This is a genomic window from Variovorax humicola (assembly GCF_037889915.1).
In the GTDB taxonomy this organism is placed as follows: domain Bacteria; phylum Pseudomonadota; class Gammaproteobacteria; order Burkholderiales; family Burkholderiaceae_C; genus Variovorax; species Variovorax humicola.
Window position 1 is genome coordinate 640173 of sequence record NZ_JBBKZV010000001.1, and the last position, 22993, is coordinate 663165.

The 22993-nt window shown below is 64.3% G+C and carries 19 protein-coding genes and 1 pseudogene; 19 read left to right on the top strand and 1 reads right to left on the bottom strand.

Going from position 1 to position 22993, the window contains the following annotated elements:
• Positions 1 to 28 precede the first annotated feature (28 nt).
• The 12 genes from ggt (at position 29) to ntrC (ending at position 12322) form a co-directional block, all read left to right on the top strand.
• Positions 29 to 1747, top strand: a complete 1719-nt coding sequence (gene ggt, locus WKW80_RS03075; RefSeq protein WP_422822846.1) for a gamma-glutamyltransferase — start codon at positions 29 to 31, stop codon at positions 1745 to 1747.
• 8 nt (positions 1748 to 1755) lie between these two features.
• Positions 1756 to 2487, top strand: coding sequence for a pseudouridine synthase (locus tag WKW80_RS03080; protein WP_340362040.1), 732 nt, complete (start codon positions 1756 to 1758; stop codon positions 2485 to 2487).
• A gap of 51 nt (positions 2488 to 2538) precedes the next feature.
• Positions 2539 to 3549 (top strand): YVTN family beta-propeller repeat protein, encoded by a 1011-nt coding sequence (locus tag WKW80_RS03085; RefSeq protein WP_340362041.1) that lies wholly within the window; start codon positions 2539 to 2541, stop codon positions 3547 to 3549.
• A gap of 281 nt (positions 3550 to 3830) precedes the next feature.
• Positions 3831 to 4622 carry a polysaccharide deacetylase family protein gene (locus WKW80_RS03090; protein ID WP_340362042.1) on the top strand — a complete coding sequence of 264 codons (792 nt, stop codon included), beginning with the start codon at positions 3831 to 3833 and terminating at the stop codon, positions 4620 to 4622.
• A gap of 6 nt (positions 4623 to 4628) precedes the next feature.
• Entirely contained in the window at positions 4629 to 4769 is a 141-nt protein-coding gene (locus WKW80_RS03095; protein WP_340362043.1) for a hypothetical protein, read from the top strand.
• Positions 4769 to 5737 carry a sterol desaturase family protein gene (locus tag WKW80_RS03100; protein ID WP_340362044.1) on the top strand — a complete coding sequence of 323 codons (969 nt, stop codon included), beginning with the start codon at positions 4769 to 4771 and terminating at the stop codon, positions 5735 to 5737. Before WKW80_RS03095 ends, WKW80_RS03100 begins: the two co-directional genes overlap by 1 nt.
• Before the next feature lie 24 nt (positions 5738 to 5761).
• A complete protein-coding gene (locus tag WKW80_RS03105; RefSeq protein WP_340362045.1) occupies positions 5762 to 6643 on the top strand; it encodes an EI24 domain-containing protein in 882 nt (293 codons plus the stop codon).
• Positions 6640 to 7476, top strand: a complete 837-nt coding sequence (locus tag WKW80_RS03110) for a competence/damage-inducible protein A (RefSeq protein WP_340362046.1) — start codon at positions 6640 to 6642, stop codon at positions 7474 to 7476. The genes WKW80_RS03105 and WKW80_RS03110 overlap by 4 nt, the downstream gene beginning before the upstream one ends.
• 144 nt (positions 7477 to 7620) lie before the next feature.
• Complete coding sequence (gene glnA, locus WKW80_RS03115) at positions 7621 to 9036, top strand: type I glutamate--ammonia ligase (protein ID WP_340362047.1); 1416 nt, start codon at positions 7621 to 7623, stop codon at positions 9034 to 9036.
• A gap of 126 nt (positions 9037 to 9162) precedes the next feature.
• On the top strand, positions 9163 to 9663 hold the full coding sequence (locus WKW80_RS03120; RefSeq protein WP_340362048.1) for a hypothetical protein: 501 nt from the start codon (positions 9163 to 9165) through the stop codon (positions 9661 to 9663).
• Positions 9664 to 9668: 5 nt separating this feature from the next.
• On the top strand, positions 9669 to 10745 hold the full coding sequence (gene glnL / locus WKW80_RS03125) for a nitrogen regulation protein NR(II) (RefSeq protein WP_340362205.1): 1077 nt from the start codon (positions 9669 to 9671) through the stop codon (positions 10743 to 10745).
• 23 nt (positions 10746 to 10768) lie between these two features.
• Positions 10769 to 12322, top strand: a complete 1554-nt coding sequence (gene ntrC, locus WKW80_RS03130) for a nitrogen regulation protein NR(I) (RefSeq protein WP_340362049.1) — start codon at positions 10769 to 10771, stop codon at positions 12320 to 12322.
• Positions 12323 to 12729: 407 nt separating this feature from the next.
• Here ntrC and xth read toward each other — a convergent pair whose 3' ends face one another.
• Positions 12730 to 13503 (bottom strand): exodeoxyribonuclease III, encoded by a 774-nt coding sequence (gene xth / locus WKW80_RS03135; protein WP_340362050.1) that lies wholly within the window; start codon positions 13501 to 13503, stop codon positions 12730 to 12732.
• Between the two features lie 730 nt (positions 13504 to 14233).
• On the opposite strand from xth, the gene WKW80_RS03140 reads away from it, so the two are divergent.
• The 7 genes and pseudogenes from WKW80_RS03140 to WKW80_RS03175 all read left to right on the top strand — a co-directional run bounded on the left by WKW80_RS03140 (position 14234) and on the right by WKW80_RS03175 (position 22987).
• Positions 14234 to 14626 (top strand): hypothetical protein, encoded by a 393-nt coding sequence (locus WKW80_RS03140; RefSeq protein ID WP_340362051.1) that lies wholly within the window; start codon positions 14234 to 14236, stop codon positions 14624 to 14626.
• A 110-nt stretch (positions 14627 to 14736) separates the two neighbouring features.
• The gene (locus tag WKW80_RS03145; RefSeq protein WP_340362052.1) at positions 14737 to 15636 is read left to right on the top strand and encodes a TetR/AcrR family transcriptional regulator; all 900 of its coding nucleotides are present in this window, start codon (positions 14737 to 14739) and stop codon (positions 15634 to 15636) included.
• Positions 15637 to 15979: 343 nt separating this feature from the next.
• A complete protein-coding gene (locus WKW80_RS03150) occupies positions 15980 to 17434 on the top strand; it encodes a DUF1254 domain-containing protein (protein ID WP_340362053.1) in 1455 nt (484 codons plus the stop codon).
• A 64-nt stretch (positions 17435 to 17498) separates the two neighbouring features.
• Entirely contained in the window at positions 17499 to 18518 is a 1020-nt protein-coding gene (locus WKW80_RS03155; protein WP_340362054.1) for a Bug family tripartite tricarboxylate transporter substrate binding protein, read from the top strand.
• A 90-nt stretch (positions 18519 to 18608) separates the two neighbouring features.
• Positions 18609 to 19880: a porin gene (locus WKW80_RS03160; protein ID WP_340362055.1), complete on the top strand. Its 1272-nt coding sequence runs from the start codon at positions 18609 to 18611 to the stop codon at positions 19878 to 19880.
• Between the two features lie 65 nt (positions 19881 to 19945).
• Positions 19946 to 21282, top strand: a pseudogene (locus WKW80_RS03165) (amidohydrolase).
• 184 nt (positions 21283 to 21466) lie between these two features.
• Positions 21467 to 22987 (top strand): carboxylesterase/lipase family protein, encoded by a 1521-nt coding sequence (locus tag WKW80_RS03175; protein ID WP_340362058.1) that lies wholly within the window; start codon positions 21467 to 21469, stop codon positions 22985 to 22987.
• The last annotated feature ends 6 nt before the right edge of the window (positions 22988 to 22993 follow it).

Sequence of the window (22993 nt, forward strand, 5' to 3'; positions counted from 1 at the left end):
AGAATCCCGAGCAGTGAAAAATCATTGGATCCCAAGTCTTCGCGGCTGCGTCGCCGCGGTGCTGGCGCTGGCTGGTGTCGGGCCGCTGCATGCGGCTTCGGTGGCGCCCGTCGCGGCAGAGCGCGGCATGGTGGTGAGCGCGCAGCACCTGGCATCGCGCGTCGGTGTCGACGTACTCAAGCGAGGCGGCAACGCGGTGGATGCCGCGGTGGCCGTCGGCTATGCGTTGGCGGTGGTCTATCCGGCTGCCGGCAACCTCGGGGGCGGCGGTTTCATGACGCTGCAGCTCGCCGATGGGCGCAAGACCTTTCTCGACTTCCGCGAGAAGGCGCCGCTGGCCGCATCCGCCGACATGTACCTCGACAAGGACGGCAACGTCATCGCCGGCCTGAGCACCCGGAGTCATCTTGCGGTGGGAGTGCCGGGCACGGTGTCGGGGTTGGAGTTCGCGCGCGAAAAGTACGGCACCATGCCGCGCGCCGCGCTGATTGCGCCTTCGGTTGCGCTGGCCGAGAGGGGATTCGTTCTGGAGCAAGGCGATGTCGACTTGTTGCAAGGCGCCACGGCAGACTTCAGGAAGGACCCGCCTTCGCAGGCGATCTTCCTCAACAAGGGCGAGACCCTTGCAGTAGGGCAAAAGCTGGTGCAGAGGGACCTCGCCAGGACGCTGAGGGCCGTCAGTGCCAGGGGTGTCGACGGCTTCTACAAGGGGCCGGTCGGCGCGGCACTGGTGGCGTCGAGCCAGGCGGGCAAGGGCATCGTCACGCAGGCCGACCTGGACCAGTACCAGACCCGCGAACTCGCGCCGCTCGAGTGCGACTACCGTGACTACCGGGTGGTCTCCGCGCCGCCGCCGAGTTCCGGCGGCGTGACGCTGTGCGAGATCCTCAACATCCTCGAAGGCTATCCGCTCAAGGACCTCGGCTTCCGGTCGGCGCAGTCGGTGCACTACCAGATCGAGGCGATGCGGCATGCCTACGCGGACCGCAACAGCTATCTCGGCGACCCCGCCTTCGTGAAGAACCCGCTGGACCACCTGGTCGACAAGAATTACGCCGCGAAGATCCGTGCGGCGATCAATCCAGACAAGGCCGGCGTCTCGAAGGACATCAAGCCCGGCGTGCCGCCGCATGAGGGCATCAACACCACGCACTACTCCGTGGCCGACCAGCAGGGCAACCTGGTCTCGGTCACCTATTCGTTGAACGAGTCGTTCGGGGCGAGGATCACGGCCGCCAGGACCGGCGTGCTGCTGAACAACACGATGGACGACTTCGCGTCAAAGCCCGGTGCGCCCAACAGCTATGGGTTGGTGCAGGGCGAAGCCAATGCAATTGCGCCGGGCAAGCGTCCCTTGTCATCGATGAGCCCGACCATCGTGTCGAAGGACGGCAAGCCGGTGCTGGTGACTGGCACGCCGGGCGGCAGCATGATCATCACGACCGTGTTGCATTCGATCCTCAACATGGTCGACTACGGCATGAACGTGCAGGAGGCCGTCGACATGCCGCGCTTCCACGAGCAATGGCTGCCCGATGTGACCTTTGTCGAGCCCTTCGCGATCAGCCCCGACACGCGCAAGATCCTGACCGACATGGGTCACGCTTTTCGCGATCGTGAGCCGATCAACCAGCTGGACGTGATCGCCATCGGTGCGCCGTCGCTGGGCGGCAAGGCGGTGGGCAACAATCGCTTCTACGGCGCGAACGATCCGCGTCACAACACCGGGCTCGCGCTCGGACATTGAACCCACTCGTGCAACTCCAGGAAATTCTCTACTGCCAGGGCTTTGGAACGCGTCGCGTCTGTGCCGGACTGGTGCAGCAGGGCCATGTGTCGATTGGCGGTGCCGTGGAGACGGATCCATTCGTCGACCTGCCTCCCACCGGCCTCGATTTCACGGTGCAGGGCACGGCGTGGGCGTATCACGAAAAGGCCTACCTGATGCTGCACAAGCCGGCCGGCACCGAGTGCTCGCAGAAGCCGTCGACCTGGCCGAGCATCTACACGCTGCTGCCCTCGCCGTTGCGCCTGCGTCCGAACAAGGGCGCGGTGCAGGGCGTGCAGGCCATCGGGCGACTTGACCAGGACACGACCGGCCTGTTGCTGCTCACCGACGATGGCCAGTTCATCCACCGGATGGGCTCGCCCAAGCACCACGTGCCGAAGGTGTATGAGGTCACCGTGAAGCATGCGCTGGACGACGCCCAGGTGCAGAAACTGCTGGCCGGCGTGGTGCTCGACGACGATCCGAAGCCGGTGCGCGCGGCCGCATGCGAGGCGGTCGGGCCGTTGCACTTGCGCCTGACGCTGACCGAGGGCAAGTACCACCAGGTCAAGCGCATGGTCGCGGCCGTGGGCAACCGAGTCGAGGCCTTGCATCGCTCGTCGATCGGGCGGCTTGCGTTGCCGGCGGACCTCGCGCCGGGCCAGTGGCGCTGGCTCACGGCCGAGCAAGTCGAGTCCCTGCGCCAAAAACAGCACTGACAGAGGCTTGGCGACGGTCAGCGCGGGGTCGGGCCCGGCCGTTAAAATTTCATGGCCTTCTTACGGAATCTCCCCTTGCGAATTTCTGCTCATGGCCGCATCGCGGCCTTTTTGTTTTCCCTCGTTGCCAGTCTCTCGTCCGCCGTCGCAGCCGAGCCGCCGCCGGTCTTTGTGCTGAATTCGCTCGATGCCACGGTGAGCGTGATCGACCCGGCCACCTGGGCCGAAAAGCAGCGCATCCCGACCGGCAAGGAGCCGCATCACCTGTACCTTTCGCCCGACGAGAAGTCGCTCATCGTGGCCAATTCGGCGGGCGATTCACTGACCTTCCTGAATCCGCGCACGGCCGAAGTGCAGCACGTGGTGCACGGCATCATCGATCCGTACCAACTGCAGTTCTCGCGCGACATGAAGTGGTTCGTGACCGCGGGCAACCGGCTCAACCATGTCGATATCTATCGCTGGGATGGCAAGGAATTGAAGCTTGCGAAGCGCATTGCCACCGGCAAGACGCCAAGCCACATCTGGATCGACAAGTCCAGCACGACGGCGTACGTCACCATGCAGGACAGCGATGAGCTGATCGCTGTCGACCTGGCCACGCAGTCGATCAAGTGGCGCATCGCAACCGGCGCGATGCCGGCCGACATCTTCGGCACGAACGGTGACAGGACGTTGCTCGTGGGCCTGACTGGCAGCGACGGCGTGCAGGTGTTCGACGTGTCCGGCCCGCAGCCCCGGCTGACAGGCAAGATCCCGACCGGCAAGGGTGCGCACGCGTTCCGATCCGCGTGGGATGGCAAGGCCGTGTTCGTCAGCAATCGCGTGTCGAACAGCATCAGCCGCATCGACCTGCAGACGCTCAAGGTGACCGATGAGTACCCGGTGCCGGGTGGCCCCGATTGCATGGACGTGTCGGCCGACGGCAAGACGCTGCTGGTGACCTCGCGCTGGACCAGGAAGCTCAGCGTGGTGGACCTGGCGGCGCACAAGGTCGTGAAGCAGGTGAACGTGGGCCGCTCGCCCCACGGTGTCTGGACGCTCGACCATGGCGCGCGCTGATATGAAACACCCCCGAAGCGCCTGCGGCGCCTCCCCCTCGAGGGGGCGCACCCGGCGGCCCGGCAAAGCCGGTGGGATGACACCCCCCCGATGCGCCTATGGCGCCTCCCCCTCCAGGGGGCGCACCCAGCGGCCCGGCAAAGCCGGTTCCGCGGGTGCCCACGAACAGACTTCGCAGTGCTCGTCCTGGTTTCATGCATCGCGGGTCGCGCGATAGCATGGGGGAAACTGACATGTTCGCGCTCAGGTTCCGCGATGTTTTACGCATGGCAAGGCGAGGGATGCGCCTTGTCGCGTGGTTGGGCGCAACGGGTGCGGTAGGTGCGGTGGGGACGAGCGCAGTCGCCCAGACCAGCTGCGACAAGCCGGTCTACCTGACGATCGACACCGGCCACATGGGCGTGGCGCCGCTGTTTGCCGAGGTGCTGAAGCGGCAGGACGTGCGGGTGACTTTCTTTGCGGCTGCCGAGCGCACGCAAACCGATGGCGACAGCCTGGACAACCACTGGGCAGCCTGGTGGAAGGCGCGGGCGGCCGAGGGCAATGAATTCGGTTCGCACACCTACGACCACGTCTATTGGCGCGGCGACGAGAAGAGCATCGAGCCGCGCTTCCGCGTGCGGCCGACGTCGGGCGCGTTTGCCGGCCGCGAGTTCACCTGGACGGCGGCGCAGTACTGCGAAAACATCACGAAGGCGGCCGATCGACTGGCCTACGTCACCGGCAAGAAGCCGCTGCCGATCTTCCGTGCGCCGGGCGGGAAGACTTCGCCGAAGCTGCTCGCCGCTGCGAAGGCCTGCGGCTACGAGCATACGGGCTGGTCGCCGGCGGGGTTCCTCGGTGACGAACTGCCGAGCGAAACCTTCAGCAACGAGAAACTGCTCGCGCAGGCGCTCGACCGGATTCGCCCCGGGGACATCCTGCTGGCGCACCTGGGCATCTGGTCGCGCAAGGACCCGTGGGCACCGGCCGACCTGGAGCCGCTGATCGTGGGCCTGAAGGAAAAGGGTTTCTGCTTCCAGACCCTGCGCCAGCACCCCGACTACCGCGCCTGGATCGCGGCCCATCCCTGAGAACGCATGAATGAATCTACTGCGCAGCCCGATCTCGCGTCTGCGATCCTCACCGTACGCAAGTACGGTTCGGGTTCTCGACGCGACCTCGCGCTGCTCGCTGCGATTTCTTCACGCGTTCTCGCTGCCGTCGTATTGGGGCTGTGATGGACTGGCTCGCTGACCCATTTGCCGTCTCGCAGCAGTGGCTGTTCGAGACGCTGGTGCAGCCGCTGGTGTATGCGGCCGGCTTTGGCGGGTTGGTGGAGGATGCGTTCGACGCGACGGGCTGGCTGCTGGTCGGGTTGATCCAGATCGCCATCCTGATTGCGCTGATCGGGCCCTTGCAACGCTGGCGGCCGGTCGAGGCGGTGACGGACCGGCGCGCGATCCGGACGGATATCCTCTACACGCTGATCCACCGACTTGGGCTGTTCAGGCTCGCGCTGTTCCTGCTGCTGCAACCGCTGTTCGACGACGTTCTGGGCGTGCTGCGCGGCCGGGGCTGGGGCACGTTTCATCTCGACGATCTCTGGCCCGGCGTCACTGACGTGCCATGGGTTGCCTTTGCAATCTACCTGGTGGTGCTCGATTTCGTCGAGTACCTGATCCATCGCGGGCAGCACCGCTTCAATTGGTGGTGGGGCCTTCATTCGCTTCACCATTCGCAGCAGCAGATGACGATGTGGAGCGACAACCGCAACCACCTGCTCGACGACGTCATCCACGATGTGATCATCGTGGTGGTGGCGCAGTTGATCGGCGTCGCGCCGGGGCAGTTCATCGCGATCGTCGCCTTCACGCAGCTCAGTGAGAGCCTGCAGCATGCCAACCTGCGGCTGTCGTTCGGCGCAATTGGCGAGCGGCTCTGGATCAGCCCGCGCTTTCACCGGGTGCATCACAGCATCGGGATCGGCCACGAGTCGAACGGTCCGAGGACGCTGGGCGGCCACAATTTCGGCGTGCTGCTGCCCTGGTGGGACATGCTGTTTCGCACGGTCGACTTCGAGCATCGCTACGACCCCACCGGCATCCGCGACCAGGTCGAACCCGATGCGTCCGGCCGCGTACGCGACTACGGGCGCGGCTTCTGGGCGCAGCAATGGCTCGGCTTGCGGCGCCTGGCGGGCCGTTGATCGGGTAGCGTATCCTCGCAGGCGATGCGTATCCTTCTCGACTCATTCTGGCGCGCAGTGGCGTATTGCCTGCGGCCTCGCGTGATGCTGCTGTCGCTGTTGCCCCTCGGGTTGATGGTGGCGATGGCGGCGCTTCTCGGTTATTTCTTCTGGGAGCCGGCGGTCGCCTGGACCCGTGCAACGCTGGATTCCTGGCCACTGCTGGCGAGTTTCTGGGGCTGGATGGGGCGCCTCTTCTCCGGTGATGTGTCGAGCACGCTGGCCCAACTGGTGGTGGTGCTGGCGGCGACGCCGGCGATCGTGCTGGTGTCGCTGCTGGTCGTGTCGGGCCTCATGGCGCCGGCGCTGACGCGGCTGGTGGCCGCGCGGCGCTTTCCGATGCTCGAGCACAAGAAAGGACCCTCGTTCATCTGGAGTGCGACCCGGGCGATAGGGCTCACGGTGCTGGCGCTTCTTGCATTGGTGGTGTCGATGCCGCTGTGGCTGGTTCCGCCGCTGGTGCTGGTCCTGCCGCCGCTGATCTGGGGTTGGCTTACCTACCGCGTCATGAGCTTCGATGCGCTCGCCGAGCATGCCAATGCCGAGGAGCGGGCGACATTGCTGCGCACGCACCGGCTGCCATTGCTCGCTATCGGCGTGCTGTGCGGCTACCTGGGCGCCGCGCCCAGCATCGTCTGGGCGTCCGGCCTTCTGTTTGCCGCCGGTTTCTTCGTGCTGGCGCCGATCGCGATCTGGATCTACACGCTGGTGTTTGCCTTCTCGGCATTGTGGTTTGCGCATTACTGCCTCGATGCCCTGGCGCAACTGCGTTCGCAGCGTGCGGCGGCGGCCTATGCCAGCGACAGGAGCCCGGCCATTGCGCAAGACGCGGACCGGGCGATACAGACTCAATGGGGTGCTCCATGACCAGTGAAACGAGCGGAGAGAATACATCGGCGGGGGCCAGGTCCTTCGGCCTGGTTGTCGTCGGCGACGAAATCCTCTCTGGCAAGCGCCTCGACAAGCACATGCCCAAGGTCATCGAATTGCTGACGGCGCGCGGCCTGCAACTGGATTGGGCCGAGTATGTCGGCGATGCGCCCGAGCGCATCACCGCGGTGCTCAGGCGTGCGTTCGCGTCGGGCGACATCGTTTTCTCGACCGGCGGCATCGGCGCCACGCCCGACGACCACACGCGCCAGTGCGCGGCCGCGGCGCTGGGCCGGCCGCTGGCCTTGCATCCGGAGGCGGAGGTGCTGATCCGCGAGCGCATGCGCGACACTGCGGCCGAGCAGGGCATCCCCTACGAGCCCGACCGCCCCGACAACGTGCATCGGCTCAACATGGGCGTGTTTCCGCAAGGCGCGACGATCATCCGCAACCCGTACAACAAGATTCCCGGCTTCAGCGTGGAGGACGTGCACTTCGTGCCCGGCTTTCCAGTGATGGCCTGGCCGATGATCGAATCGGTGCTCGATGCCCGCTATGCCGACCTGTTCGCACGCGGGCAGAGTGCCGAAAAATCCGTGATCGTCTACGGGACGATGGAAGCCACCCTCACGCCGCTCATGGAAGCCGTCGAGCGCACGCATCCGGGCATCAAGGTCTTCAGCCTGCCGAGCGTCGACCACCCCGAGTACGGCCGACATATCGAACTGGGCGTCAAGGGCCACGCCGAGGGCCTGGCCGCTGCCTACGAACAGCTGATCGAAGGCCTGCACAGCTTTGATGCGCGCCTCGGCCCCGAAATGGTGCGATAGAAACTGACGCACCAAAAGAGGAAAATACGCGCCCCATAAGGGCCAAACGGCGTATTCGAAGCCCCTGTCGCCTGCGGTGACAATGGCATAGAAACTGCATCCATTCCCCCGAATTCCTAACCACCCATCACCAAGGAGAATTTGATGGCAAAGACCGTCGCCGACGTACTCAAACTCGTGAAGGAAAACGAGGTCAAGTTCGTCGATTTCCGTTTCACTGACACCCGTGGCAAGGAACAGCACGTCACCGTGCCGGTTTCGGCATTCGACGAAGGCAAATTCACCGACGGTCATGCCTTCGACGGCTCCTCGATCGCTGGCTGGAAGGGCATCGAAGCATCGGACATGCAACTCATGCCCGACCCGAACACCGCCAATATCGACCCATTCTTCGAAGAAACCACGCTGATCCTGACCTGCGACGTGATCGACCCGTCGGACGGCAAGCCCTACGAGCGCGACCCGCGTTCGCTCGCCAAGCGCGCCGAGGCCTACATGAAGGCTTCGGGCCTGGGCGACACGGCCTTTTTCGGTCCGGAACCTGAATTTTTCGTGTTCGACGGCGTGCGCTGGAAGAACGACATGTCGGGCTGCTTCGTGAAGATCGATTCCGAAGAAGCTTCGTGGAACACCGACAAGGAATACGAACACGGCAACACCGGCCATCGCCCAGCCACCAAGGGTGGCTACTTTCCGGTGCCCCCGGTCGACAGCTTCCAGGACATGCGCTCGGAAATGTGCCTGGTGCTCGAAGCGCTGGGCATCCCGGTCGAAGTGCACCACCACGAAGTGGCCAACGCCGGCCAGATGGAACTAGGTACCAAGTTCAGCACGCTGATCCAGCGCGCCGACTGGGTGCAATTGCAGAAGTACGTGATCCACAACGTGGCCCATGCCTACGGCAAGACCGCGACCTTCATGCCCAAGCCCATCGTCGGCGACAACGGCTCGGGCATGCACGTGCACCAGTCGGTCTGGAAAGACGGCAAGAACCTGTTCGCCGGCGACGGCTATGCCGGTCTGTCGGAATTCGCGCTGCACTACATCGGCGGCATCATCAAGCACGCCCGTGCCCTGAACGCCATCACGAACCCCGGCACCAACAGCTACAAGCGCCTGGTGCCCGGCTTCGAAGCCCCGGTGAAGCTGGCCTACTCGGCCAAGAACCGCTCGGCCTCGATCCGCATCCCGTTCGTGGCCAACCCGAAGGGCCGCCGCGTCGAAGCGCGCTTCCCCGATCCGCTGATGAACCCGTACCTCGGCTTTGCCGCACTGCTGATGGCCGGCCTCGACGGTGTCGAGAACAAGATCGATCCGGGCGAAGCCGCGAGCAAGGACCTGTACCACCTGCCGCCGGAAGAAGACGCGCTGATCCCGACCGTCTGCCACAGCCTCGACCAGGCGCTGGAATACCTCGACAAGGACCGTGCGTTCCTGACCAAGGGTGGCGTGTTCACCGATTCCTATATCGACGCCTATATCGACCTCAAGATGCAGGAAGTCACCCGCTTCCGCATGGCGACGCATCCGGTCGAGTTCGACATGTACTATTCCCTCTGAGCGGTTCCCGCCTTAGTGACAAAAGGACGGCTTCGGCCGTCCTTTTTCGTTGACGGGGAACATGCGAATGCCGCGTGCATCGAATTGCACGAAAATGTTTCCCAGCCGCGCACTATCCACACGACCATGAAATCTGTTTCGATCCTGTTATTGCCATTGGCCCTGTTGGCTGCATTGCCGGCGCTTGCCCAGGAGCGCGTGTACCGCTGCGGCAACGAATACACCAACAACGCAACCGAGGCGCAAAAGCGCGGTTGCAAGGTCATGGAGGGCGGCAACGTCACCGTCGTGCAGGGCGCGCGCCCGGCAGCCGTGCAATCGTCCACCGCCAGTGCCGTGAAGTCACCCCCCGGCAGCCCGCGTGTCGAAGGCGTCGACCAGCGCGCGCGCGACGGCGAGGCGCGCACGGTGCTGCAGAACGAACTCAAGAAGGCAGAGGCTCGCCAGGCCGACCTGCTCAAGGAATACAACAATGGCGAGCCCGAGAAGCAGGGCAGCGAAAGCAAGAACTACCAGAAGTACCTGGACCGCGTGGCGGAAATGAAGGCTGATATTGCGCGCAACGAGAGCGACATCGCCGGCATCCGCCGCGAACTCGGCCGCCTGCCGCCGCCGACGAACCCGTGATCGCTATGGCCTTCGGCAAGGCCGCTGCGACCAACAAGCGCTTCCAGTCTTTCGATTTCCTTGCCACGCTCATCGCGGTCGTCAAGCCCGACGGCGCGGTGCTGTTTGCCAATGCGGCGCTTGAAGACGCGCTCGGCACTTCGCGGCGCACGCTCGAGGGCTCGCAGTTCGGCGCCTGCTTTCATGAACCGGCCGTGTTGCGAAACGCCATTGACGGCGCCGTCACGCACGAGTTTGCAACCCTGCGCTACGAGGCTTTCCTGCGCCGCGTCAACCACGAGTTGATGGCGGTCCAGGTCACGCTCTCCCGGATCGAGAAGACAGGCGAATTGATCATCGAGATGTCGGCGATCGAGAACCAGGTGCGACAGGACCGCGAGGAGCGCCTGATCGACCAGGCGCAGGCCAACAAGGAACTGATCCGCAACCTGGCCCACGAGATCAAGAACCCGCTCGGGGGTATTCGCGGCGCGGCGCAGTTGCTGCAGATGGAGGTCGAGTCACGCGACCTCGTCGAATACACGCAGGTCATCATCCACGAGGCCGACCGGTTGCAGACGCTGGTCGACCGGCTGCTGGCGCCGCACCGCAGGCCGCACGTGGTGGGCGACGTCAATATTCACGAAGTGTGCGAGCGCGTGCGGTCGGTGATCCTGGCGGAGTTCCCGCGCGACCTGCACATCGAGCGCGACTTCGATCCGTCCATTCCCGAGTTCCGCGGCGACCGCGAGCAACTGATCCAGGCCACGCTCAACATCGTCCACAACGCGGCGCAGGCGCTCGCCGAGCGGCGCGCGGCTGGCGATGCGCAGATCACTTTCAAGACCCGCGTTGCGCGTCAGGTGATCTTCAACAAACAGTGGTATCGACTGGCACTGGAATTGCATGTCATTGACAATGGACCGGGCGTGCCGGACGCGATCAAGGACCGCATCTTCTACCCGCTGGTGTCGGGCAGGGAAGGCGGGACGGGGCTGGGACTGACGCTGGCGCAAACCTTTGTGCAGCAACACCACGGCGTGATCGAGTGCGATAGCGTCCCGGGCCGTACCGATTTCAGGATATTGATACCGCTGCCCTAGCAGCCAGGCCGAACAGGAGTTGCATGAAGCCGATCTGGATAGTGGATGACGACCAATCGATACGCTTCGTGCTTGAGAAGGCGCTCCTTCGCGAGGACATGCCCACGCGCAGCTTTACCAACACGCGCGAAGTCCTGGCCGCACTGGAGGCCGCCAATGAAGACGAGTCGCAGGCCCCGCAAGTCCTGGTGAGCGACATCCGCATGCCGGGCGGCTCGGGCCTCGAACTGCTCGACAAGATCAAGCTCAAGCACCCCGGATTGCCGGTCATCATCATGACCGCCTTCTCCGACCTCGACAGCGCCGTCTCGGCGTTCCAGGGTGGCGCCTTCGAATACCTGCCGAAGCCTTTCGACCTGCCGCGCGCGGTCGAGCTGATTCGCCGCGCGGTCGATGAAAGCCAGCGCGAGGAAGTGGCCGAGGAGCGCATGGCGGCCGCGCCTGAAATGCTGGGCCAGGCGCCGGCCATGCAGGACGTGTTCCGCGCGATCGGGCGCTTGTCGCAGAGCAACGTGACGGTGCTGATCACCGGTGAATCGGGATCGGGCAAGGAACTGGTGGCGCGCGCGCTGCACAAGCATTCGCCCCGCACGAATGGCCCGTTCGTGGCCATCAACACCGCGGCGATTCCGAAGGACTTGCTCGAGAGCGAATTGTTCGGCCATGAACGCGGCGCCTTCACCGGCGCGCAGACCATGCGGCGCGGACGCTTCGAACAAGCCGATGGCGGCACGCTGTTCCTCGACGAAATCGGCGACATGCCGTTCGACTTGCAGACGCGCTTGCTGCGGGTATTGAGCGACGGGCACTTTTACCGCGTCGGCGGGCATAACGCGGTGAAAGCGAATGTGCGCGTGATTGCCGCGACGCACCAGGACCTCGAGCAACGCGTCAAGCAAGGCAGCTTTCGCGAAGACTTGTTCCACCGCCTCAACGTGATCCGCCTGCGCCTGCCCGCGCTGCGCGAGCGTCGCGAAGACGTGTACTCGCTCACGCGGCACTTCCTGCAGCAGAGCGCCAAGCAACTGGGCGTGGACCCGAAGCGAATCTCGGATGCGGCGCTTGCGCAGTTGTCCACGTTCAACTTTCCGGGCAACGTGCGTCAACTGGAAAACATCTGCCACTGGCTCACGGTGATGGCGCCCGCGCAATTGATCGAACCGAAGGACTTGCCGCCCGAAGTGACAGCAGTTGCTTCGGTGGAAGGCGCTGCGAGCAACCACCATCCTCATGCTGCCTCACCGGAGGCATCGGTGCCCAGCGTTGCGGTGGAGCATGAGCCTTCGGCCGAGGTCCCGGCATCGCAGCCGGCCCAGCCGGCACCGGCGGTTGGCGAGCCGGTGCAGGATTCGAGTCGCAATGCCGAGGCCTGGGAAATCGGACTGGAGCACGAAGCGCAGGCCTTGCTGGCTGCCGGCCGGCATGACGTGTGGGATGCGCTGTCGCGGCGCTTCGAATCGCGCTTGATCCTCACTGCTTTGGCAAGCACGCGTGGCCGCCGCATCGAGGCTGCGCAGAAGCTCGGGATCGGACGCAACACGATCACGCGCAAGATCCAGGAACTCGGGATCGAGTGATAAAGCTCGCCCCCAGGCTCCGCGACACTGCGTGTCGCTCCTCCCAGCCGCGTTGGTGATGCCATACATCGCGGCTGGCTTGCGTTTTCCGGTCATCGTCCGATCTTGAGCCAGCGGCTCGCGCCACTGGCGGTTCTTGTTGAAGGCGTCGCGCTCGACGCCCGCGCGCTGCCGCCACCTGGAACGGGCGGCGGCGGCCCTGCAACGGACGCAGGCGGTCCTGAACGGTCTATCAAAGGCCTGCCAAGGCGGGCCTTCCTGGATTCCTGGGCGCTCTCTCAGCCCTTCAAGGTCGAAATGAGCTTCGCGCCGCACTCGGTCCCGTCGCCCTCGAAGGCGATGGCTTGCCCCTTGTGCTTCTGGACAAAGCCCCCGACAGCGCGCTCACGCACGCACTCACGCTGAAGCTACAACTCGAGGATTACCGGTGCATGGTCGCTGGGTGTCTTCCACTTGCGCGGAACGCGGTCGATCACGCAGCTCTTCGCGAGCGGCGCGAGCGGCGCGCTGACGAGGATGTGGTCGATGCGCAGGCCGCGGTTCTTCTGGTAACCGAGCATGCGGTAGTCCCACCATGAATAGCTCTTCTCGGGCTGGTCGAACAGGCGGAATGCGTCGGTCAGGCCCAGCGCGAGCAGCGCCTTGAACTGGTCGCGCTCGGCCGTCGTGTGGTGGATGGTCTCGGCCAGGCCGACGGGGTCGAAGCTGTCGCGGTCTTCGAGCACGATGTTGAAGTCGCCGAGCAGCACCAGGTTCGGGTGCGCCGCCATCTCCTGGCGCACCCACTCGCGCAGCGCGTTCAGCCAGTTCATCTTGTATTCGAACTTCTCGGTGCCTGGCGCCTGGCCGTTGACGAAGTAGCCGTTGACCACACGCACTTCACCTACGGGCGTGTCGACCGTGGCGGCGATCACGCGCGATTGTTCGTCGGCGAAGCCGGCGATGTTCTTCACCACGTCGCGCGTCGGTTTCAGGCTCAGGATGGCGACGCCGTTGTAGGTCTTCTGGCCAAACACCGCAGCCTCGTAGCCGGCCGACTTGAGTACGTCGAGCGGGAACTTGTCGTCGGTCAACTTCAGCTCCTGCAAGCAGAGCACGTCGACTGGATTGGTGATCAGCCAGTCGAGCACATGCTGAAGACGGGCGGTGAGGGAATTGACGTTCCAGGTGGCAATGCGCATATCGAGAAGAAACCTATAAATATCAACAATCTACCCGGTGGCTTGTAGCGATAGCGACTGGCTACACAGCTAGCTACACAAAACCTTGTCGCGTCAGCTGTGCGTCCGTCTCGACGCAGCAGCACGCCAGATGCTACCCGCCATGTTCGTCAGCTTCACGCCCAAGCACAGCGTCGTGCGGCAAACTACAGATTTGGGTCCCATACAGGCCCGGCAGTGCTTCGTATGGGACCGCGCCGTTCAAGACGCGGCCGGGGGCACACCCCGCTGTGGAAAAGGAAATCCTTATCCGCTCTGCCCCCGCCCCTGCAAAATGTGCCTCGCCCGCACGATGTGGCGACACCCCCACCCCCATTTTTGCCGCCGGTACCATCTGCGCGTTTTTCGCCGCCGCGGCGACCCATCACGGGAACAGGCGCCGCTGGCAGCCCCGCGGGGCCTAGCCTGGGGACGTGATTAATGCAAACATAAAATCATCCGGTGGCAGCGATTTTTCGTACTACGTTTTTTAGCGTGCTTCCGATTGTGGAGGCCTGATCCGCCGAGCGATAACAGTGGCTCGAACAGGCATCGGGTCCAAGCAATTGTTGTGCTGCATCAATGCTGATTGGCGTAGTACGAGATCAGACGGCTCATTTTCTGAAGTAGGGCTTGTGGACCGGAAAGAGAACATGCGCAAATCTGCGCCACCGGCCTTTGCAGGGCAGCGACGCCGTTCCACAATCCACTCGTGAACACAGCATGCAAGCGCGGCAAGCCAGTCGGCTCCCGGAAGTCCGGCGGCCGGCAGAAGGGAACGCCGAACCTGGTCACGCGCGAGTTTCGCGAGACAGTCAATGCGCTGCTAAGAGCCTTCGCCGACCGAATTTTAGTTTGGTTCGATTCGGTCGCGAACGGTGATCCGGCCTGCGGACGGTCACCCGACCCGGCGAGGGCGCTCGATTTGCTGGCGAAACTTGCCGAGTTTGCGGCGCCCAAGTTGGCACGCATCGAGCATGTCGATCCGCATAGCCAGGCCATGCAGCCTTCGGCCATCGAAATCGTGTTCGTGGAATCGCCGAGTCGCCCGCCCACCGCGAACGAATATGGCGATTCGCGCACCGGTGTGCATCGGCTGCCCTGATCGCGCTCGCTGGCGGCGCACGCCTGGTACAGCGTGAACTGGTACTCGCGGCCACAACCCGTAAGTCGCGCGCCAGCCTGCCATGACGGGTCTTGCGTCACAAGCAGACGTTGGCCGCAACATTGCGCGCACACCAAGATAGCACCGGCGACATCAATGACGGTCTATTGAGCGTCGCGCCGTATCGTCTTCTGACGCCACGCTTTCCCCGTAGTAAGCCCTTATATTACCGGCCTGTTCCTTCTTTCTTTTATCTCCAGCGTACGTCGTCGACCATGCCCAGCAAGCCCCAGCATCCGGTTCAAGGTCCCCTGGACATTCTCCACAAGGGTGCGGAACCATCCGACGCGGCCACCCGAATACTTGAAGTGGCAGAACGCCTGTTCGCTGAAAAAGGGATCGAAGCAGTCACGACACACAGCATCGTCACTGCAGCCGGACAGAAGAACCGCGCTGCAGTTCTCTACCACTTCGGAAAGCTGCCCGACCTGCTGGCTAGCTTGATCAACCGGCGACTTCGCCATGTCAATGCGCTTCGCCACGTGCACCTGGATGCGGTAGAGGCGGCCGGCCGAGGCGATGACGCTCGCAGCATCGTGACGGCCATGGTGCGAGCCTTGACGGACACGGTGCGTGAGACACCGTGGGGCCGCTACTACGTCCAGGTGCTCGCCCAGACGACGTTCAGCCCGAGCCTTATGAGCAGCGACATCGTCGAGGCTGCCAATCTCGGGGCGCTGATCCGTGCACGCCGCCTGTTGCACGCCGCGCTTCAGGACTTGCCGCCCGCTGTGCTCGACCAGCGCATCGTTTGGATGTCGGACAACGTGGTGTACGCGGTCGCGCGATGGGTGCGGGAAGAAGGGGCGACCCTTCGCGATGCGGCGATGGTCGACGATCTTGTGGACTACTGTGTTCACGGGCTTCAGGCCCCCGTCACGCGCGCTGGCGCGAGCCACCGCACCCTCGCTCGAGCCAAGCGCACAGGAATGGCCCGCTACTTCAGCTAGGCCTGAGGCTACGGGGGCCCCGGCTTGAAGCCGAGGCCGGCCCGATGCCGCGCAGTGGCCAACGAGCCCGCGAGGCTTGTGTGCGGCAATTTCCCGCCGCGACCACCTCTCTCATTGGCCCTGTCCGTCGCGACAGAGCAGATGGATCCCACCGCAGCGGCGGTTGCTTGAGCTTGAGGCGCCGCCCGCTACAAAACCGCCTCCGTCGCTGCCAGAGTCGAGTCCCGCATTGTCGCCTGGGTGATATGTCGTATTAACTTGTACAGGTCGAGCAAGCGCGCGGTCGCGGCACACAGTCACCTGTGAGACCACTGGCAGGTTTCTATTCTGGAAAACCCTGCTTTTGGAGGATTGTCAGATTCGATGGCGTTGGTGTTTAATACAAACGCTTAATTTGAAGCCATCCATATTCAATCCCATGATGAAGTCCTTTGCCACGGTGCCTGCTGATGCAGCGCCACTCGCCGCGTCGGCGACCGACATTTGGCTGTCGCCCGAGGAGGCGCGCGAGATTGCCGTCGAGGCCTACGTTTACGCGTACCCCGCGGTGATGCTCGAACTGACTCGCCGCGTGAGCCTCGGCCGCCCGGACGCCGCGCCGATGAACAAGTTCGCCCACCGAAGCGCATTTCCCGACGCGGGCTTCGACATGGTTGTGCGGCCCAACGCCGACACCCTGTATTCGATCCTCTGGTTCGACGTATCGAGCGAGCCGCTGGTTATCAACGTGCCCGACTCGAGCGACCGCTACTACCTGCTGCAGATGCTCGACGCCTGGAGCGACACCTTCGCCGTGCCAGGCAGCCGCACCACCGGCAACGCCGCGCAGCGGATCGTCGTCGCGGGCCCTACGTGGCAAGGCGAGGTGCCCCACGCGACGACGCTGGTGCGCAGCCCGACTGCGTCCGGCTGGATCATCGGCCGAACGCAAACCAACGGCGCGGCCGACTACCGGAACGTCCACCGCTTTCAGGCCGGCTTGACGGCAACGCCACTCCGCGCCCTTGGCAAGCCTTGCGCAGCGCCGCCTTCGGCACTCGACCCGTCATGGGACCTGGCAACACCACCAGTGGAGGCCATCGAGAAGCTCGACGCGCAGGCGTATTTCGAGCTTTTTGTCGAGCTGATGTTTCTCAACCCACCGCATGCGAACGACTACCCCATGCTGCACCGATTGGCGCGCATCGGCATCGAGCCCGGCCGGCCGTTCTCGTTTGCCACTGCGACGCTGCAAGTGCGGCAGGCACTCGAAGCGGCCGCCGGGCCGGCGCTCGCCCTCGTCAAGAACGCGCTGGCCACGATGGGCGTGCGGCACAACGGCTGGCGCACCAACCTGACGGCGATTGGTACCTATGGAGCGGACTACCGTGCACGCGCGGCGATCGCCTTTGCGGGGCTTGGCGCAAATCCGATCGAGGACGCGGTGTATCCGCGCGCGTTCGCCGACGAAGACGGCCGGACCCTGTCGAGCGACGCGAGTTACGTACTTCGCTTCTCCAAAGAGCAGTTGCCGCCGGTGCGTGCTTTCTGGTCGCTGACGATGTACGACCAGCGTCAGCTCTTTGCCGCCAATGCGATGAATCGCTACGCCATCGGCGACCGCGACCCGCTGCACTTCAACGCCGATGGTTCGCTCGAGATCCACATTCAGCGCAAGTCACCTGGCAAGGACAAGGAGTCGAACTGGCTGCCCGCGCCGGCCAGCGGCCCGTTCACGATGAACCTGAGGCTGTACTGGCCTAAGGCCGAAGCACTGGATGGCCGGTGGACACCGCCGCCGATACGGCGATGCGCGTGAGCTCATTGGGAACCACTGCCCAACACCGCACGCCCACCGCATCACAATTTCGAGGAGATCCCAAATGTCCCGTGTTCACGTCGCTCTGCGCCGCAGACGCCCCATCGTTGCCGCCATCGCGGCCTGCCTTGGGCTGCTGCTGGCAGGAACCAGCATTTCCGCGACAGCGCAACAGCAGGCCTGGCCCACCAAGGTGGTCAAGATAGTCGTGCCGTTGACCGCCGGTGGCGCCGCCGACGCCTTGGCGCGACCGCTCGCGGAGGCCTTGTCCAAACGGCTGGGGCAGCCCGTCATCATCGACAACAAGCCCGGCGTCGGCGGCAACCTGGGCACGGACTTCGTCGCCAAGGCGCCTGCCGACGGCTACACCTTGCTGCTCACGCCGCCGGCGCCGATTGCGCAGGCCGTCGCGCTGTACAAGAAGCTGCCGTATGACCCGCAGGCCGACCTCTTGCTCATCAGCGACATCGCACAGCCGCGCGTCGTCTGTGTCGTCAACGCATCGCTGCCGGTGAAGAACTTCGGCGAATTGCTCGCCTATGCCAAGGCCAAGCCGGGCGCGCTGACGATCGGCTCGTGGGGCAACGGCAGCCAGCCGCACATGGTGCAGTCGTTCATGGACCTCAACTTCGCCACGCAGACGCTGCACGTGCCCTACAAGGGAGAGGCTCCTATGCTCGCCGATTTGATCGGCGGCCAGGTCGCGATGACCTGCGGCACGGTGACGGCGCTCAAGCCGCACCTGGTCAGCGGCAAGCTGCGTGCACTGGCGACGATGGGTCCGACGCGCGCCGCCGGCCTGCCCGAGGTTCCCACTTTCGCGGAGAGCGGCTTCAACCAGGATGTCCTGAGGCTCACCGGCCCGTACTCGCTGCTCGCACCGGCGAAGACGCCACGAGAGGTCATTGAGCGGCTGGGACGCGAAGTGGCGGCGATCGTCAAGAGTCCCGAGATGACGCGGCAAATCGAAGCCCTCGGCATGGAGTCGATGGGCAACACGCCGGCCGAAGCTGCGGCCGCCTACAAGGCCCGCCTTCCGATCATCGTGAAGGCCATCCGCGATACCGGCACGACGCTGGACTGATGCGGCAATAGCCGTCCCGACAAACATTTCCCATCTTTCGCCTCCTGCTTGCCAGGGGGCGGGAAGTTTCCTGCATCAAAAGCATCATCCATGAAGAAAAACCTCATTGCCCTGGCTGCGTTGACAGCCATCGGCTCCGCCTCGGCGCAATCGACCGTGACCTTGTTCGGCGTCGTCGACATCGGCGTCAGCTACTACGAAACAACCAGCAAGTATCAGAACAACGGAACCGTTCCTGCGACACCGAAGCCGGACCTCCAGCAGAACCAGTGGGCGCTGTCCAATGGTGGAAACGCCGGTGGACGCGTGGGTTTTCGTGGCCAGGAAGACCTTGGAGGCGGGCTGGCCGCCGGCTTCTGGCTGGAGTCCTCGATGTGGGGCGACGTGGGAACGGTGGGTCGCGGGGCCCTCTACTTCGACCGACGCTCGACGGTGAGCCTGCTCGGACCTTTCGGAGAACTGCGACTGGGCCGTGACTACAACCCGACTTTCTGGAACGACGCGGTCTTCGATCCGTTCCAGACCTCCGGCTCCGGCAGCAGCCTGATCGTGCAGATGCTGGGCAGTGCGTTTCCTACCCTGTCGCTGAATCGTGGCTTCTACGCGCGCAAGTCCAATTCCGTAGGCTATCTCCTGCCCGCCGGCCTGGGCGGTTTCTACGGTCAAGCGATGTATGCGTTCAACGAGGTCGTCAACTCGGACGCGCTGCTGGACAACCCGGCGACATCGAACAACGCGCGCACGGGCCGATACGCCGGTGGACGATTCGGTTACGCCAATGGCCCGCTCGATGTGGCAGTGGCCTACGGCATGAGCACCGTGGCTGACAACTACCACTACGGCTCCACCACCAGCGTGACCACGGCCAATGTCGGTGCCTCATACGACTTCGACCTGGTGAAACTTTTCGGTGAGTACTCGAAGGTCGACGTCAAGACCGACTTCGCGAACATCGGCGCCTTCCCGCTCACGCCGGCGCTCAGTCCCGTACCGGACGTCAGGACCAATAACTTTCTCGTTGGCTTGACGATCCCGGTAGGGGTGGGCTTGATCAAGGCGTCGTATTCACAGGTGAAGGGGGAGTTTTCCACTTTCACACGCTATGGGGCGGTGCCGGCGAACACGCCCGCGCCCAAGGCGGAGAAGTACGCCATCGGCTACGTGCACAACTTGTCGAAGCGCACGGCGTTGTATGCCACCTTCGCACTGACAAGCAATGAGAACGGTGCTGCCATCCCGGTGGTAAACGTTTCCTCGGCCGATACGGGGCCGGGCTATACGAACACGCTCAATTCCTTCGCACCGGGCTATCGGGCGGGGCGTGGTTACGGCTACGACTTCGGCATTCGGCACGCCTTCTGATCCACAGGCTTCGGAAGGCCGCCGCCACGAGGCGGCAGACCAACAGCAACTCATGAAATATTCCGATGACTAGACATTCAATCAGACACGCGGCCGCTGCTGCGGCCCTGATGGCGCTCTTCTCCGCCCCAACGACTGCCCAGGGACTCACCGCGGAGCAGGTGCAGGATCTGGGGCGGCGCGCCGATACCCTCCTGCCGAAGATGGTCGCCTGGCGGCGCGACATCCACCAGCACCCCGAACTGTCGGGACAGGAGGTACGTACTTCGAAGCTGGTGGCTGATCACCTGCGCGCGCTCGGGCTCGAAGTCCGAACCGGCGTCGGCGGTCACGGTGTCGTTGGCTTGCTGAAGGGCGACCTGCCGGGCAAGGTCGTCGCGCTTCGGGCTGACATGGATGCGCTGCCGGTGCGGGAGATTACCGGACTCCCGTTCGCGTCCGGGGTCACGGCGCGCAATTTCGGCCAGGTCTCGCCGGTGATGCACGCATGCGGCCACGACGGCCATGTCGCGATTCTGATGGGCGCGGCCGAGATTCTTGCCGGCATGCGCTCGCAGCTTCGCGGCAGTGTCAAGTTCATCTTCCAGCCGGCGGAGGAAGGGCGCTCTGAAGAGCCGGCCGATCCGAATGCTCCGTTTGGGGCCCGTGCAATGGTCGCGGATGGCGCGCTTCAGAACCCCAAGGTGGATGCGATCTTCGGCCTGCACATCACGCCATCGCTGCCGACCGGCACCATCGCCTATCGAAGCGGTCCGGCCCTGGCCGGTGCAGACGGATTCCGCATCAAGGTCACCGGACGCCAGACTCATGGCGCCCAGCCGTGGGCCGGCGTCGACCCGATCGTCGCGTCGGCGCAGATCGTCACGGGACTGCGTCGATCGTCAGCCGGCAGCTCGAGATCGTCAAGGAGCCTGCCGTGCTCAGCATCGGTGCCATCAATGGCGGCAACAGGGAAAATATTGTTCCGGACAGCGTCGAAATGCTCGGCACGTTGCGCACCTTTGACCCCGCCATGCGCGCCGACGCGAAGAAGCGCATTGTTGCCACTGCCGAATCGATTGCCCAGGCCAGCGGTGCAAAAGCCGAGGTGAGTTTCACCAACGTGGCATATGCTCCGGTGGTCAACCAGCCCGCATTGACCGAGGCCGCGGCGCCGGTGTTGCGTGCAGTGACAGACAACAAGGCAATCGTGGCGCCGAAGGCCAGCGGTTCAGAGGACTTCGCAGAATTCCAGGCTGTCGTCCCAGGCGTGTTCTTCGGATTGGGCGCGACGCCCAAAGGCAAGACTGCGCAGACCGCTTCGCCTCTGCATACGCCGGGATTCGACTTCGACGAAGACGCGATGGCGATCGGCGCGAGGGCGATGGCGGCGCTCACGCTAGACCAGTTGGCGCGCCCCTGAGGGCCGCGCATGGCCAGCCGACATGCATGTCCGCCGCCATCCGCTTCGTGTTGCGTCGCATACTGTTCGACGCTGGTTGCGCATCGAAATTTGCCTGCACACAACCATTTCCCACCCGATGCCCAAGAAGGTAGTCATGCATGCATTTTTTAGAACAAGTCTTGCCTTTCTGACGATTGCGGCCTTGGCCGCCACACCAGCGCTTGCCCAGCCGGGCACGGATGCGGCCCTCGTGAAAACCGAGGGCGGTGCCATCCGCGGCCTGGTCACCGACAGGGTCGTGAGCTGGAAGGCCATTCCTTACGCCGCGCCGCCGGTCGGGCCGCTGCGATGGCGCAATCCGCAACCTGTGGTGGGCTGGAGTGGCGTCAAGGATGGCAGCAAGTTCGGGCCCGCCTGTCTTCAGGCTGACCCGGTGCCGAAGTCCGAGGATTGCCTGACGCTCAATGTTTGGCGGCCCACCGCAACCACCGACAAGCCGTTGCCTGTGATGGTGTGGATCCATGGCGGGGCGATGGTGCACGGCGGGGCGCCGATCTATCCGGCGGATGCACTGGCGGCGCAGGGCATCGTGGTCGTCACGATCAACTTCCGGCTTGGCCGGCTTGGCCACTTCGCGCATCCGGCACTCGCGCAGGAAGCACCCGGCGAGCCGCGCGGCAACTACGGCTACATGGACCAGCGCGCCGCACTCCAATGGGTCCAGCGCAACATTGCGGCATTCGGCGGCGATGCGGGGCAGGTCACCATCTTCGGCGAATCGGCGGGCGGCGGTTCGGTGCTGGCACACATGGTGTCGCCGCTGTCGCGGGGGCTGTTCCATCGCGCGATCCTGCAATCGCCCGGCACGCCGGGTGCGCGCGCTCAGGTCATCCCCTCGACTGATCTTTCGCAAGCCGAGAAGATGGCATCCGACTGGGCGGGCACGGTTGGCGCCAAGGGCGGCAACGCCACCGTGCTTGCAAGGCTGCGGGCCTTGCCCGTGGAGACGCTTCTCGCCGGCGCGAGTGGTCCACAGGCCGTGGCTGCGCTGTCTCAGGGGCGCACGCCGCCCGGCATGGCGATGGCCATCGTCGACGGCCAGTTCCTGACCGAACGGCCCGAGGCAGCCTTGAAGGCCGGCCATCAGGCCATGGTGCCAGTCATCATCGGTGCGAACGATCGTGATCTTCCGGTCGGGGTTGCCAGCAGCAAGAAGCAGTTGTTCGAACTGTTCGGAAGCGATGCGGAAGCTGCGAGAAAGCTCTATGACCCACGCGGCGACCAGTCGCTGGACGAGCTGAAACAACAAGTCTTTGCAGACCGCGCAATGGTCGAGCCCGCCAGGCACTTCGCCAATGAAATGGCACGCGCCGGGCAGCCGGTGTGGCTGTACCGCTTCGCATACGTGTCGCAAGCGCAGCGCGCAAAGAACATGGGCACGCTGCACGGCTTCGAGATTCCCTTCACGCTGGACATTCCCGGCGCCCTCGTCGGCGACAAAGTGACGGCGACCGACAAGGCCATGGGCGACCTCGCAAGTGCGTACTGGGCCGCGTTCGGTCTCACCGGCGATCCGAACGGCGATAGCCGGCCGCAGTGGCCGCGCCACGATCCGGCGACGGACCGACTCCTGCATTTCACCAACCCGGGCGTTATCGTCGGAACGGACCCGCTGAAGGCGAGGCTTGACCTCTGGCAGCGGATCCAGGACCGCGCCCAATAGTCAATT